This window comes from Bacillus sp. CFBP9009 (assembly GCF_036541465.1).
Classification (GTDB): domain Bacteria; phylum Bacillota; class Bacilli; order Bacillales; family DSM-1321; genus Peribacillus.
Genome location: NZ_JAZHFU010000001.1, coordinates 349810 through 364624, shown reverse-complemented (window position 1 = coordinate 364624; position 14815 = coordinate 349810). Strand labels below are relative to the sequence as shown.

The window sequence follows — 14815 nt, the reverse complement described above, 5'->3', positions numbered from 1 at the left end:
ACGTTTTGTACTATTCTGTATATCAAAAAAAGGGCTGCCGCAGCAACCCGATTTTTCGAAAATCGTTCGGAAGGTAAAAAATGAAACTACATTTCCTGAAGTTCATTGACCGTTACAAACCTATACCCTTTGTTCGTTAACTCTTTTAAGATCCCTTCAATCGCTTGAAGTTCTTTACCCGTATCATCATACATCGGATGCATCAGGATGATCGAACCTGGTTTTATATTTTCCTTCACATACTTCACTTTGTCAGAAGCGGTAGTGTAATAGCTATCTGGTTTCAGATTCCAGGTAATGGTCTCTCTATCATTTTTATTTAAATAATAAGGCAAACCTAAGATTTTTTTCCCGTTTGGCGGCCGAACATCAATTTCACCCTTATATCCGGAGTTTTGAATTAATTTATCCGTTTTCTCGATTTCCGCCTTGATATAAGAGGGCGATTTAAAAACCATTCGCCTGTGGGAATACGTGTGATTGCCAATCTGATGTCCTGCTTCCGCTATTTTCCCCGCTTCCTCTGGATACTTTTCGATTTCGTTACCAATCAGGAAGAATGTAGCCTTTACATCGTATTTATCCAATAACGGAAGGATTTGATTTACATTGTTCGATGGGCCATCATCAAAAGTCAAAGCGACCACTTTTTCATTCGTCTCGACATTATCCGTTAATCCACCGAATACCTGATATGTTCTTGAATTCATTAATTTATACGTACCAAACAATAGCAGGAAAACAACCAGGATTCCCAATCCAATGAATATCAGTTTCTTTTTCATGCAAATACCTATCTTTCTATAAGTTTTTTAATCCAATGACCTATTATAGCAAATCACTGAAAGAAAACACTTATTGCTCTATTCCGAACGAGCCGTCTACACTCACTTTACATGTATCAATTCAAAACGCTCACACACTAGTAGCATATCTACTTGAAAGGTGTGTCCGATTTTGTCCAGTTCTTCTTTAAAAAATTTTTCATGTGCGTCCCACCAGAATGTATATGTTCGATCGCCTTCCCCTTCTGCAATCGCAAACTCTTCGCTCACTTCATTCATGGGCAATACTTCGACTTTCACTGTTTGGATGATCGCTAAGGGCTCATCCTCACTACTTAAAATAATGCTGTAATCACCCACGGATGGTAATGGTTCATTTTCCTCTTCATAAAAAACATACCCAGAGCATGTAGCCGTTTTTATCCCATCCATCACTAATTGAGCCAATTGATCGGGATCGGCCCCGAATTGCCACGCACTGACTGACTGGGGTTTTTCTTCTTCTTTCCCCTGCCAAAATGCATTCCAATATAATTCCGCTTTGACATTCATTCTATGATTCTCCCATTCTTATTCTTAAAATTTCCGCCCATTTATCATTCGTTTTTTTCACTTCTGTATTCATGTTCCCATTCACTTAAATACATACGATTCTTGATTTTTTTTGGATTCTCCAGTTTACTAATTAACTCCAAACTGTTCCCATCTGGATCATTAAAGTGAATTTTAGCGTGGGCATATTCCCCGTGAGGCATCACGAAAGGTTCAATTGGTAGAAATCCAAAAGCCTCTCTTGGCGCATAGCCTCTATCTTCAAGCCATGCGACTGAGCACTTTAAATCTTTCAATGATACTTGAAAAGCGATATGCCGTAAGGAGGGATGATACTCAACTTTCACTTTTTCCGTTTCCCAAAGCCCCAACCAACTTTTATCCTTTTCAATCCATAGAAAAGCCTGGTTGTCTTCAACCTTATGATCTAACTGCAAACCAAGCCCCTCATAGAATTCGATGGAACGTTTCAAATCACGAACCGGTAAATGTGCTTCATATAAACCTCTTATCATTGAACCGCCCCTTTATAGTCAGACCCCATTAGCTTAGACCTACATACAACCCCTTTATCTAATTTGTTCTACGGGGCAATTCTATTTCACCAGTTAACAGCAAAGTGATGACGATAACCCAAAATATAAAGAAAGATGAGGAAAAAACCAAAGAAATGATAGAAATCACTTTTTTCTCCGTTTTCTTCAAAATTCCCATGACAGATAGGACGATACCGGTAATCGTAAGGAAAAATGTTATATAATCACCCGTCAGACTCCCGATATTTGCCATTCTAATAGGTGTAATAAAAACAGTAAAAAAGCAAATGATTCCAATGATGAATGAAGTAAAACTGATTACACCGTACCTCTTCTGAATACATGCTTCGTTTTCCATCGAGCACACCCTTTCATCAGATCCTGCACATCTATTAATATCTCACAAATAATTTTAACATATAATACCAGAGAAAAAGGGGTCAAAAGACGGTAAATTAAAGCTTCATTTTCATGCCTTCATGAGTGGCTTTAAATCCTAAACGTTCATAAAATCGGAGCGTTTCTTCCCGTTTTTTATCGGTCGTCAGCTGAATGATATGGCAGCCCCGCTTCCTGGCACGGTCAATCGCAAATTGAATCAACTTGCTCCCAATGCCTTTCCCTCGTTCTGAAGATGCCGTCCGAACTCCTTCGATCGTAGCTCTCAAACCTCCTTGATAGGTAATGTAAGGAGTGAACGTGATTTGCTGCACCCCAACGATTTCCTCACCAAGACATGCTACGATCAATTCATTATTTCCATCTGCATCAATGGATTCAAATGCTTTTAGATAGCTTTCAGGAAGGGGATTTTCATAGCGCTCCCTTTCCCTCCCCAAAACATCATCCGCAAGCATCTGTACTATTTCACTTAAATCTTTTGCCGTCGCATTCCTGAATGTGACCATGCTATCCCTCCTGATATGTACTTTTAGTATCACCCTTTTTTCGTCATGATAAAAACCAAACGTTCATTAATAACTTCTGCTAATAGTCCAGCGGTCCTCTTTTCTGGAAGAAAAAAGGACGGACTTCCTCTATTAAAAGGAAGTCCGTCCAGTAAATCATTATTAAGTAATTGGCGCAGGATTGAACAGTGCCAAATCATTATGCAGGCCCCAATGCTCTGCCCAGGTTTTCTTTTTACCGCTGGCCACTTCCAAGATAAGGTGAAATATTTCCCATCCAACATCCTCTATCGTTGCTTCACCAGTAGCGATAGTTCCAGCATTTATATCGATCAGATCTTTCCATTGCTCTGTCAATGTATTTCGTGTAGATACTTTGATGACGGAAGCCATTGCGAGATTATAAGGTGTGCCTCTTCCAGTTGAAAAAACTTGAAGGTGCATACCGGAAGCGAGCTGCAGTGTTCCGCAAACAAAGTCACTAGCTGGTGTAGCTGCAAAAATCAGCCCTTTTTCCGTTGCTTTTTCACCTGGAGCCAATACGCCTGAAATGGGGCTGCCTCCGGATTTGGCAATGGAGCCTAATGATTTTTCCACTACATTGGCCAATCCGCCTTTTTTGTTTCCAGGCGACGGATTGGCACTTCGATCAGCATCACCTAAAGCAAGGTAGTTATCATACCAATCCATTTCCTTTATTAAGGCTCTTCCTACTTCTTCATTCACCGCTCGAGGCGTCAATAGATGAATCGCATCCCGTACTTCTGTGACTTCAGAGAATAGAACAGTTGCCCCTGCCCTAACTAACAGATCTGTAGCATATCCTACTGCAGGGTTAGCTGTCACACCAGAAAAGGCATCACTTCCTCCGCACTGCGTACCGATGACTAATTCGGAAACCGGAAATGTCTCCCGCTGCCTGCTATTCAACTTGATTAAACGTTCCTCGGCCATTTCCATAATGGATTGGACCATTCCCGCAAATCCCTGCTGATCCTGAAGTGAAATGATATCTGAATCATCCCCGCTTGGATTTATTCTCATTGGAGAAAGTTTTTCACACCCTAATCCAACTACCAAGGCTTCCCCGCCGAAATTCGGGTGTTTCGCAAGGTTCTGTATCGTGCGAATGGGAATAACCGCTTCCGGTGCATTGATAGCGACTCCGCACCCATAGTTGTGATTTATGGCGAAAACATCATCAACATTGGGATACTTCGGGAGTAGCTCTTTTTTTATCCGGTTCACGACAAAATCCAGAACGCCCACTACACATTGAACGCTAGTTGTAATGCCTAATATATTCTTGGTTCCAACACTGCCATCTTCATTGCGGAATCCTTGAAATGTATACCCTTCAATTGGAGGTAAAGTTTTCGGTATATCATTTGCTACCGGTAATGCCTTTAAATCTGGAGAAGCCGGCAGTATCACCAACGACTCGTCAATCCAACTGCCCTTACTGATTGATTCAGCCGCATAACCGATAACTTCCCCATAGCGTATGATGGCTTCATTCTCGTCTATATCCATTAAAGCCACTTTGTGACCTTGTGGTACTCTTTCTATCAATTCAAGCCCACAAGGGAAAACGGTTCCTTGATCCAAGCCCCCTGTATTAACCACGATGGCGACATTATCAATCTTATTTACCTTAATATAAAGCGGTACCTCCGTCAGTTGCGTTTTCGTATCCACTTTACCACTCCTTCATTCTAAAAAAGCAAACAGTCATCACTAAAGATACACGAGAGGGTTATTATTTTACAAACACCGTTTTAATGGATGTAAAAAACTCTTTTGCTGCTTCTCCTTGTTCCCTGGAGTGGGAGCTGGAGTTTTTCATGCCGCCAAATGGTGCCTGCAATTCAACGCCTGCGCTCTCAGCGTTAACCCTGATCAAACCCGCTTCCATATCGTTAACAAATGAAAGCAAATGTTTGATATTCGCTGTGAAAATTGAAGCACTTAGGCCGTATTCCACGCTGTTCGCAAGTTGCAGGGCCTCTTCAACTGAATCAGCTTTCAATAAAGCAATCACCGGACCAAAAATTTCTTCCTGTACAATCGTCATATCTGACGTGCAGTTATCAAAAATAGTAGGTTCTACATAAAAGCCATTTGCCTGAGGGCCTTCTTCAGCACGCTTCCCGCCAATTAGAAGTTCAGCGCCTTCTTCCACTCCTTTTTTAATATAGGAAAGAACCGTATTCAATTGATTTTCGCTAGCACATGGTCCCATCCATGTCCCGCTGTCCAATCCATCCCCGATGGAAATGCCTTTCGTTTCTTTCACCAGCAGCTGCTTGAACTCTTCATAAACTTCAGCTGCAACGATGACACGGCTTGTCGCGGTACATTTTTGCCCCGTTGAACGGAACGCACCTGTAATGACAGCTTCTACAGCCAGATTAAGATCCGCATCCGCTGCAACGATGACCGGGTTTTTCCCGCCCATTTCAAGCTGGTATTTCGCTCCGCGTGCTAACGCCGCTTGTCCAATCCTTTTTCCAACGCCGTTTGAGCCAGTGAAGGTAATGCCGTTTACATCTTCGTGATCAGCGATGCCCTGCCCGATGACACTGCCCGGTCCTGTGACCATATTGATTACACCCGCCGGTAAACCGGCTTCTTCAAAACACTCCATGATCTTCGCACAGGTGATGGCCGTCTCGGTGGCTGGCTTGACCACAATCGTATTCCCATATACGAGAGCCGGAGCCATCTTCCAAATTGGGATGGCGATTGGGAAATTCCAAGGTGTTATGACGCCCACAACGCCAAGCGGGACTCGCGTCGTGAACATAAGCGCTGAACTGTCGGTGGATGGAATGACATCCCCCACTTTACGCATTCCTTCTCCTGCATAGTATTTCAGGATCGCAATGCCGCGTGCCGTTTCCCCTTTTGTTTCAGCAAAGGTCTTTCCCATTTCCCGTGTTGCACATTCTGCGATTTCATCAATCCGCTTTTCAAGAATTTGCGCTGCTTTATATAGATACTCCCCGCGCTCTGAACCAGCTAGTTTGCGCCATTTTTCTTTCGCCTTTTTCGCAGCTTCCACAGCCAGGTTCAAGTCATCCTTGGTAGATTTTTGTACATATCCGACAATTGCCTGTTTATCTGCTGGGTTTAAACTTTTTTCAACTTCATTTGAAATAGAAGCAACCCATTCACCGTTAATATAGTTAAGATACGTTTTTGTTTGAACTGTAGTTATCATATATAATCCCCACCCTTATTAGATTGATTGAATTGGTGTTTCTTTTGGAAAACGATTTAAAGCATTCTCTAATATCGTTTTCATTTCTGCATAATGTTCTTTTTCCACCGGAAGAATTGGTAATCTGACTGTTTGCCCAACCGGCATTCCCATAATCTCCATACCTGCTTTAATGAGCGAAACGGCATATCCCTTTCTCTGACGGCGAATATTGTTGATTGGCATGATGACCTGTTGGTAAATTTCATTGACCGTTTCCTGATCTCCGCTCAAAATGCCATTATAGAATTTTCGTGAGATATGCGGGATGTAATTGGATATCGCCGATGAATATGAGTCAAAGCCAAGTGGAACGTAGGCCGACATGGTAACTTCCGCAAGCGGCATTCCGTTCAGCCAGCCGAAACGTTTTCCGAAGGTTTGTGTAAGGAGTCCATTCAACTCCATATTGCCCAGGCCGTCTTTGACGCCGACCACCTGCGGGACCTCAGCAAGCGCTTCCAAAGTTGAAAGTGAAAATGAAACATTATCACGCTGATATACTATGGAATTTAAGTCTGTACTTTCTGCGATGGTTTTGAAATAAGCAGCCAGACCTGCCTGTTCTCCAGTAACGAGATATGGAGGTAATATTAAATAACCGTCTGCCCCTCTATCCGCTGATATTCTGGCAAGTTCGAGGGAAGTTTGAATATTCCCGCCTACCCCTGTGTATACAGGTACTTTTCCAGCCGTGACGGATACGGCTACCTCTACCATCGCTTCATATTCCCCTTTACTTAACGAAGGATATTCCGCTGCTGCACATGCCACGAAAATAGCCTCGAGTCCCTCATCTAATAAAAATTGGATATTTTGGGCGAGTGCTTGTTCATCAAGCTTATTACTCGTTGTGAATGGTGCCACGGGAAATCCGAGTATTCCTTTAGGTGCCTTGCGAGTCTTATTCATTATTTATTCCCCCTTGTGTATTATTGTTTTATTGTAAGACAAATAGACCTTCTGGTCAATCGTATTTTTTTTATTTTCTGAAAAAACCAACATTACCTTAAACCTCAATATTTTCACTTCTACTATAGACAAAAAAACACGATAATTAAGGAGCTAAAATGAAAAATGATTTACGAAAAAAAGCCATTGACAAACAATTTTATTTGTCTTACCATTGGACAAAACTAAATATTAAGAATTTTCACGAAGGAGGAAACAGTTAACATTGTAAGCGGTATCAAATGAAAATATAATTAAATACGATTAAGGAAGTGAGTATATGAACGCTGAAGAAAAAGTTTTTCAACCATCTCCTAAACTACCAAGTGCCCAGAAAAAAACACGCACACGATGGTTCATTGTCTTTATGCTCTTTTTGGTCACTGCTCTGAATTATGCGGATCGTGCGACGCTATCAATTGCGGGTACGGACATGTCTGGTCAGCTTGGTCTCGATTCAGTCATGATGGGCTACGTTTTCTCCGCTTTCGCTTGGTCTTATGTAGCAGGACAAATTCCAGGCGGATGGCTTTTAGACCGTTTTGGCTCAAAAAAGGTTTACTTTTGGAGTATCACGTTATGGTCTACCTTTACGCTTTTACAAGGGTTTCTCGGTTTTTTCGGTTCTGCCGGAACAGCTGTCATGGTATTGTTCGGCCTGCGTTTTTTAGTTGGATTGGCAGAAGCGCCTTCCTTCCCGGCCAACAGCCGCATCGTCGCTACCTGGTTCCCAAGCCATGAACGCGGAACCGCGGCTGCCACTTTCAATTCCGCCCAGTATTTTGCAACCGTTCTCTTTGCACCGATTATGGGGTACATTACGTATAAATTTGGTTGGGAATATGTCTTCTTCTTTATGGGTGGTTTAGGAATTATCGTTGCTTTCATCTGGCTGAAAACGATTTATGGCCCGAAGGAACATCCTCGTATCAACAAAGCTGAGCTTGAATATATCGAAGCGGGCGGCGCTTTGATCAATATGGATCAAACCATTACAAATAAGGAGGAAAAGAAAGGCGTCAACTGGAATCATATTAAGCAGCTTTTATCAAACCGCATGCTGTTAGGTGTTTATCTCGGACAATATTGCATTACAACGTTAACGTACTTTTTCCTGACATGGTTTCCTGTGTACCTTGTACAAGAAAGAGGCATGACCATTCTTGAAGTTGGATTCGTCGCTTCCCTTCCCGCCATTTGTGGATTTTTTGGCGGCATTCTCGGAGGGACATTCTCGGATTTCTTGTTACGGAAGGGATTCTCATTGACTGTCGCCCGAAAAGTGCCAATTGTTGTTGGGATGATTCTATCGATGAGCTTGGTAGCAGCAAACTATGTAGATACGGAATGGGTTGTCATTTTCGTTATGGCCCTTGCGTTTTTCGGTAAAGGATTTGGGGCACTCGGCTGGGCGGTAGTGGCCGATACCTCACCAAAAGAAATGTCCGGTGTCAGCGGGGGACTTTTCAACACATTCGGTAACATTGCCGGCATTACAACACCAATTATCATCGGATATATCATTGCCACGACAGGGTCGTTCAATGGGGCGCTAGTCTTCGTATGTGCCAATGCTCTTGTCGCTATTTTAAGTTATTTATTCCTGGTTGGTGAAATTAAACGTGTAGAGTTAAAGTCATAGTCAACTAAATATTCTAGTAGGGGGAAAAATTATGAACAATCAATTACTTAAGGATAATGTAAAAATCGGCACACCGGTAATTTCTGAAATGAGCGTTATTCCAGTTGCGGGCCATGACGGCATGCTGCTGAACTTGAGTGGTGCCCATGCTCCATATTTCACCCGGAACATTGTCATTCTAAAAGACAATGCGGGTAATACAGGTGTAGGTGAAGTTCCCGGGGGCGAAAAAATCCGCCAAACACTCGAAGATGCCAAACAATTGGTTGTCGGCCAGTCCATTGGGACATACAACAACATTCTGAATACCATCCGTAAGCAGTTTGCGGACCGCGATGCTGGAGGGCGCGGCCTTCAGACGTTCGATCTCCGTATTGCCATTCATGCCGTAACAGCATTGGAAGCGGCACTTCTTGATTTAGTTGGCCAATATTTAGGTGTTCCTGTCGCAGCCCTTCTCGGTGAAGGACAGCAGCGTGATAAGGTGGAAATGCTGGGCTACTTATTTTATGTAGGTAACCGCAATAAAACAGATCTTGGTTATTTAAGCGAACCGGAAGCGGAAGATGACTGGCTTCGCCTCCGTCATGAGGAAGCGCTGACACCCGAATCGATTGTCAGCTTGGCAGAAGCCGCCCACTCTCGCTATGGATTCAATGATTTTAAATTGAAAGGCGGGGTTTTACGCGGGGAGGAAGAAATCGAAGCGGTGACGGCACTTGCGGAACGCTTCCCTGAAGCCAGGATCACGCTTGATCCAAATGGCGGCTGGCTGCTTGAGGATGCGATTAAACTTTGCAGGGATCAGCATCATGTTTTAGCTTATGCGGAAGATCCATGCGGAGCGGAAAATGGTTTTTCCGCCCGGGAAATCATGACGGAATTCAGGCGCGCAACGGGCCTTCCAACCGCTACGAATATGATTGCAACGGACTGGAGGCAAATGGGGCACTCCATTCAACTTCAATCCGTGGACATCCCTCTTGCCGATCCGCATTTTTGGACGATGCAGGGATCCGTCCGTGTCGCTCAAATGTGCAACGACTGGGGATTGACATGGGGATCACACTCCAATAATCACTTTGACATTTCACTTGCCATGTTTACACACGTTGCAGCAGCCGCACCAGGAAAAATCACTGCAATCGATACCCACTGGATTTGGCAGGATGGGCAGCGTTTGACGAAAGAACCTTTTAAAATTGTCGGCGGAATGGTCGATGTCCCTTCCAAACCCGGACTTGGAATTGAAGTGGATATGGAACAAATCGAGAAGGCACATCAGCTTTATAAACAAAAAGGACTTGGTGCCCGTGATGATTCAATGGCTATGCAATACCTGGTTTCCGGATGGAAGTTCAATCCAAAATCTCCTTGCCTTGTCAGATGATTTTTTTCCAACAATGCGTGCGTCTCTCTCTTTAGAGGGGCGCATTTTACTTTTTTTGGACATAGGTCTTCTTATCCTCACATGCAAATAAGTGTATTATATTATATAATTAGTCTTACAGTATGAATACATATAGGATTTAACAGAAAAGGGGTTACACAATGGAAGAATCGTCAAAGAAATTAGGTGTACAATCGGTACATCGCAACACTCTTTCACAACAAGTCGTGGATCAAATTGTGCATCTGCTCGTCAGCGGACAAATGAAAGCGGGCGACAAACTGCCTCCTGAAATGGAACTTATGAAAGAACTTGAAGTAAGCCGGCCTGTTTTACGTGAGGCGCTCAGTGCACTTGATACACTAGGTGTCATTACACGGAAAACACGTGAAGGAACCTTTTTTAACGATAAAATCGGTACACATCCATTCTCTGTCATGCTGGCGCTTGCTACGGATAATTTACCAGCGATCATCGAAGCGCGAATGGCATTGGAGTTGGGATTAGTAACAATGGCTGCAGAGAAAATCACAGACGAACAACTGGAGAAACTGCAAGTTACGATTGACACGATTGCCAATAGTGAAGACAACGATTATGGAGAGGCCGATAAAGAATTCCACAAGATCATCGCTTTAAGTGCGAACAATCCCATTATTGAAGGCATGATCGATTCTTTATTGATTACCCATAATAAAATTAATAGCCTGATTCAATTCAGAGAACGGGAACTGACTGTAAAGTATCATAAAGCCATCTATGCGGCACTTGCAGCACATGATCCGCATGAAGCATTTAGCCAAATGTACAAGCACCTTGATTACGTCCGTCAGAAAGTCCTTCAATATTCTCACGCCAATTAATCGTTTGAGAGTTATCGCAGCAAACTAATGGATCACTCAATGATCCTTTTCATAGGGAAAGTGGATTTTTTCTGGAAACCTATTTTGCTTCCGGGATTTCAGAGTTCAACTTATCTTTTAAATCCAATTGATAGCATAATTCTTTTTGAGAGAAAAACTGGATAGTAGTTGAACTATCCAGCCCCCACTTATCCACTTTCAATTGAAATGACAATGTCAGGACTACCGAATGAAGTTGAAACTTCCTCTAGCAAATTGTCTGGCTAACCAAATTCCCCATCCAATGAACCTGCCAATGCTTCACTCAAAAAAAATGCATCCCTGCTTACTGGCAGGAATGCATATATCAGTCACCAAGTTCTTGACCATTCTTTTTAATTTACGGGCTTAATATGCACTCCAACCAGCATCTGCGTTGATGACTGTACCATTAACAAAACTGGAATCGTCTGAAGCAAGGAATAATGCCACTTTAGCGATTTCCTCAGGTTTGCCATTGCGTGGATTGATAGCCATACCCAATTGTTGGCGAGAGAAGCCAAACTCATTGATATTCGTCATGCTGGAACCAATATTGGTTTCAACTCCGCCTGGTGCTATTGCATTGCAGCGAATCCCTTTATTGGCATACATGAAGCCCGTGTTTTTTGTGAACCCGACCACTGCGTGTTTAGAGGCAGTGTATGCTGCTCCAGCTCGAGCACCGTACAAACCGCCAGCAGAAGCAATATTGATGATGACCCCTTTTTGTTTTTCTAAAAAGATCGGCAACACCTTTCTAGTCGAACGCATGACGCTTGTCGTGTTAATGGCAAAAATCCGATCCCATTTAGAATCTTCAATGTCTCCAGCAGGTTCCATGCCATCCATGATACCCGCGTTATTCACCAAAATATCCACCGTACCGTAAGTACTGACCGTGGTATCGATCAAATGTTGAATATCTTCCTCCATCGCAACGTTCGTTTTAATGGCAAAGGCCATTCCGCCATTCGCTTTTATTTCTTCTACCGTCTCGTTCGCACCATCAAGATTTAAATCCGATACGACGACTTTAGCTCCTTCTCTAGCGTAATCTATAGCAATTTGTTTTCCCATGCCTGATGCTGCTCCTGTCACAACTGCAACTTTGTCTTGTAATTTCATTTGAACTCCCCCATTCATTCTAGTGAAGTGATACTTATTGTACAGATGTTCATTAACTACCTTCCTTTATAGTATAATTAGTTTCAGTAGGCTTATACAATCAGCAAATGATGACCTCGATGTTGAACAATGAACAGAAAGTGGTCATTATGTTTATTAAAAGCACGATAACGAACAAAGGGTGAAGAAAATGACTGATAATAACACTGGGATTGATAGAAGGATCAGGAAGTCCAAAATGGCTTTGAAAGAATCCCTCATATCATTAATGCAAAATAAGGATTTCAGGGATATATCGATTACTGACATTGTAGAACTCGCCGACCTTAATCGGGGTACATTTTATAAACACTATCAGTACAAAGAGGAACTGCTTGAAGAGGTCATGGAGGACGTGATTGCCGATTTGATCATATCTTACCGGGAACCTTATAAGAACGTTGAAACTTTCACCATCAATGAACTAACGGCTTCAGTCATCAAAATATTTGAACATGTAGCTAACTATGCAAACATTTATACCCTCATCCTAAAGTCGAATGCATGGCCTACATTACTGGAACGGATTTGTAATGAGTTAAAGAAACTTCCATTGGAGGACCTGGAAGATTACCGGCCGAACCCTAAGATCAATATAGAACTTGCCTCCAGTTACCAAGCATATGCGATATTAGGCATGATCATCGAATGGGTCAACACTGGCTTTAAATATAGCGCTGGCTATATGGCTGAACAGTTGCTTGAAATCCTGAATAATAAATCGGTAAATTCCGTCTTTAAAATAAACCATACATTTTAAAGCAGGAATAAGAGGGCTGCATCGGCAACCCTCTTATTTCTGCTTTAAAGCGCCTGTCCTTTGGAAAGAAAACTTGTTACGGCAGCCAAGAAAGCTGGTAAATTATCTTCATGGACAAAGTGTCCGGCACCCTCTATCGTCACCAATTCGCAATTCGGAATAAGCTCGGATACCTCCTGCAATTTATTTTGGGGAATATGACTCGACCCGCCCCCTATAACAAGCGTCGGCATCATAATATCGGTAAGGCGCGCCCACCATTTGGGATCGGGTTCATTAAGCTGCTGTAGAATCGAAGGCACTACCTGCCAATCAAACGGCAGAGGTACAGAAGGTTTGGACGGAACCTCCATTGGCTTATCCGAAAAAGGAGGAGGCGTGTCTTCGACAATCAATCTATCTATCCTCGAAGGAAAAGTTTGCGAGAATAGATAGGAAACTGTTCCCCCCATGGAATGCCCCATCAGCGAAAACCTTCCCAAATTAAGCGCATCCGCAAAATGAAGCAAATCATCGCACATCAATTCAAAAGTATATGTATTAGTTCTTGCACTCCCACCGTGGCCCCGTAGATCTAAAGCTAAAACACGATAATTTTCTCCTAATGCGGAAGCCGCTTGATCCCATGATTCCGAACTTTTTCCCAGCGCGTGAAGAACAACAAGCGACGGTGAAGAAACATCCCCGCTCTCCCGATATTGAAACGTGAGTCCATTCAATTCAATTTGATTAACCCGTATTTCCATCTCCGCTCATCTCCCAGGATCAGATTCATCATTTTGAACCCGATCTATTTTAAAAAAACCTCCTAAAATACTATGTTCACTATAATTAAATTATACTTTTTATGCCTTCACCCATTTATTCGTCCCAACGCAATTTAATCCTGTCTTCATCCGATTATTTCGGCCTTCACACAATTTAATTCGACCTAACTGAGATTTATTCCAACCTCCATCCCATTATTAATCCTTTAGCCTAGCGGAATTGACGGCAGCGAAGTAATCCATGACAAATAACCGAAATTGCTTGGCTACTGGGGTGAAGTAGCGTTTTTCTGACCAGCCGAGCCCTATTGTTCTTTGACAAGCAGGTTCTGTTATTCGGATTTTATGGGATAATGATCCGGTTTGATGAAGCCATGTCAATTCGGATACGAAGGCGACCCCCAACCCTTTCCTGACAAGGTCCGAGATGACAGCTGGTTCATCTCCTTCGAAGGCGATGTTCTGGACGAATCCCGCTTCGAGGCAAAATTGGTCGGTTAGGCGGCGGAACCCGAAGCCTGTATTCATACTGATGAATGGTTCATCTTTCACTTCTTGGAGTGTAATGCTTTCCCTGCCTGCCAGCCGATGATTGGGAGGCACGATCAAGTATATTTCTTCGGTGATCAGCGGTTCCCACTTTAAGTCTGGTCCTTCGATCGGAACGGATGATATGCAATAATCGATTTCCCCTTCAAGTAGTAGCTGCTTCATTGATGATATGGATTTTAGGAATTGTTGAAAACGGACATCCGGGTATTGAGATAAAAATGTACCCAATAAATCAGGCAGGACCCTGGGAATGGTAACGGCCAAAGTGATGTTCTTTTGGTCTTGATCTGCTAATTCCACTATTTCGCGCCTTCCTTCATTCAGTTCCGCAAAAGCGCGTTCGACCCGGTTCAAGAATATTCGGCCGGCTGCATTGAGCTTGATTTTCCGGTGTTCCCTATCGAACAGTGCGACACCCAAATCCTCTTCAAGCCGGGAGATGGTTTTACTGAGGGATGGCTGAGCTATTTGAAGTTGTTCCGCAGCCTTCGTCATATGTTCCAGTCGTGCTACGGTTTGAAAGTACTGCAGCTGTAATATTTCCATTTTCCCACTCTTTTCACATAGATTTAAATCTATTATTACATAATCAATTATGTATTATACAGTATCTAAAAAAGCCATTATCATGAAATAATCTCTTAGTTAGAAAGGGCAGGCTC

General features: G+C 42.8%; 15 protein-coding genes. 4 read left to right on the top strand and 11 right to left on the bottom strand.

Annotated features, from left to right (window positions below; all coding sequences use genetic code 11):
* Positions 1 to 86 precede the first annotated feature (86 nt).
* From V3595_RS01890 to kdgD, 8 genes are all read right to left on the bottom strand, one after another.
* On the bottom strand, positions 87 to 785 hold the full coding sequence (locus V3595_RS01890) for a polysaccharide deacetylase family protein (protein WP_485905228.1): 699 nt from the start codon (positions 783 to 785) through the stop codon (positions 87 to 89).
* Positions 786 to 887: 102 nt separating this feature from the next.
* A complete protein-coding gene (locus tag V3595_RS01885) occupies positions 888 to 1337 on the bottom strand; it encodes an ASCH domain-containing protein (RefSeq protein WP_485905227.1) in 450 nt (149 codons plus the stop codon).
* 44 nt (positions 1338 to 1381) lie between these two features.
* Complete coding sequence (locus tag V3595_RS01880; RefSeq protein ID WP_485905226.1) at positions 1382 to 1852, bottom strand: VOC family protein; 471 nt, start codon at positions 1850 to 1852, stop codon at positions 1382 to 1384.
* 58 nt (positions 1853 to 1910) lie between these two features.
* Positions 1911 to 2231, bottom strand: coding sequence for a hypothetical protein (locus tag V3595_RS01875; RefSeq protein WP_137018607.1), 321 nt, complete (start codon positions 2229 to 2231; stop codon positions 1911 to 1913).
* Between the two features lie 97 nt (positions 2232 to 2328).
* Entirely contained in the window at positions 2329 to 2781 is a 453-nt protein-coding gene (locus V3595_RS01870; RefSeq protein WP_485905225.1) for a GNAT family N-acetyltransferase, read from the bottom strand.
* A gap of 162 nt (positions 2782 to 2943) precedes the next feature.
* On the bottom strand, positions 2944 to 4479 hold the full coding sequence (garD, locus tag V3595_RS01865) for a galactarate dehydratase (RefSeq protein WP_485905224.1): 1536 nt from the start codon (positions 4477 to 4479) through the stop codon (positions 2944 to 2946).
* Positions 4480 to 4540: 61 nt separating this feature from the next.
* Positions 4541 to 6004 carry an alpha-ketoglutaric semialdehyde dehydrogenase GucD gene (gene gucD / locus V3595_RS01860; protein ID WP_101223157.1) on the bottom strand — a complete coding sequence of 488 codons (1464 nt, stop codon included), beginning with the start codon at positions 6002 to 6004 and terminating at the stop codon, positions 4541 to 4543.
* Positions 6005 to 6022: 18 nt separating this feature from the next.
* Positions 6023 to 6955: a 5-dehydro-4-deoxyglucarate dehydratase gene (gene kdgD / locus V3595_RS01855; protein WP_485905223.1), complete on the bottom strand. Its 933-nt coding sequence runs from the start codon at positions 6953 to 6955 to the stop codon at positions 6023 to 6025.
* 319 nt (positions 6956 to 7274) lie between these two features.
* Between kdgD and V3595_RS01850 the strand changes: the two genes are divergently transcribed.
* The 3 genes from V3595_RS01850 (at position 7275) to V3595_RS01840 (ending at position 10889) form a co-directional block, all read left to right on the top strand.
* Positions 7275 to 8636: an MFS transporter gene (locus tag V3595_RS01850; RefSeq protein WP_485905222.1), complete on the top strand. Its 1362-nt coding sequence runs from the start codon at positions 7275 to 7277 to the stop codon at positions 8634 to 8636.
* A 31-nt stretch (positions 8637 to 8667) separates the two neighbouring features.
* Positions 8668 to 10026, top strand: coding sequence for a glucarate dehydratase (gudD, locus tag V3595_RS01845; RefSeq protein WP_485905221.1), 1359 nt, complete (start codon positions 8668 to 8670; stop codon positions 10024 to 10026).
* 161 nt (positions 10027 to 10187) lie between these two features.
* A complete protein-coding gene (locus V3595_RS01840) occupies positions 10188 to 10889 on the top strand; it encodes a FadR/GntR family transcriptional regulator (protein ID WP_063232459.1) in 702 nt (233 codons plus the stop codon).
* Positions 10890 to 11276: 387 nt separating this feature from the next.
* On the opposite strand, the gene V3595_RS01835 is transcribed toward V3595_RS01840, so the two are convergent.
* A complete protein-coding gene (locus tag V3595_RS01835) occupies positions 11277 to 12035 on the bottom strand; it encodes an SDR family oxidoreductase (protein WP_485905220.1) in 759 nt (252 codons plus the stop codon).
* A gap of 190 nt (positions 12036 to 12225) precedes the next feature.
* Between V3595_RS01835 and V3595_RS01830 the strand changes: the two genes are divergently transcribed.
* On the top strand, positions 12226 to 12834 hold the full coding sequence (locus tag V3595_RS01830) for a TetR/AcrR family transcriptional regulator (protein WP_485905219.1): 609 nt from the start codon (positions 12226 to 12228) through the stop codon (positions 12832 to 12834).
* Positions 12835 to 12878: 44 nt separating this feature from the next.
* Here V3595_RS01830 and V3595_RS01825 read toward each other — a convergent pair whose 3' ends face one another.
* Together V3595_RS01825 and V3595_RS01820 are read right to left on the bottom strand one after the other, a co-directional pair.
* Positions 12879 to 13580, bottom strand: coding sequence for an alpha/beta fold hydrolase (locus V3595_RS01825; RefSeq protein ID WP_485905218.1), 702 nt, complete (start codon positions 13578 to 13580; stop codon positions 12879 to 12881).
* Between the two features lie 219 nt (positions 13581 to 13799).
* Positions 13800 to 14699, bottom strand: a complete 900-nt coding sequence (locus V3595_RS01820; RefSeq protein WP_485905217.1) for a LysR family transcriptional regulator — start codon at positions 14697 to 14699, stop codon at positions 13800 to 13802.
* Between the last annotated feature and the right edge of the window lie 116 nt (positions 14700 to 14815).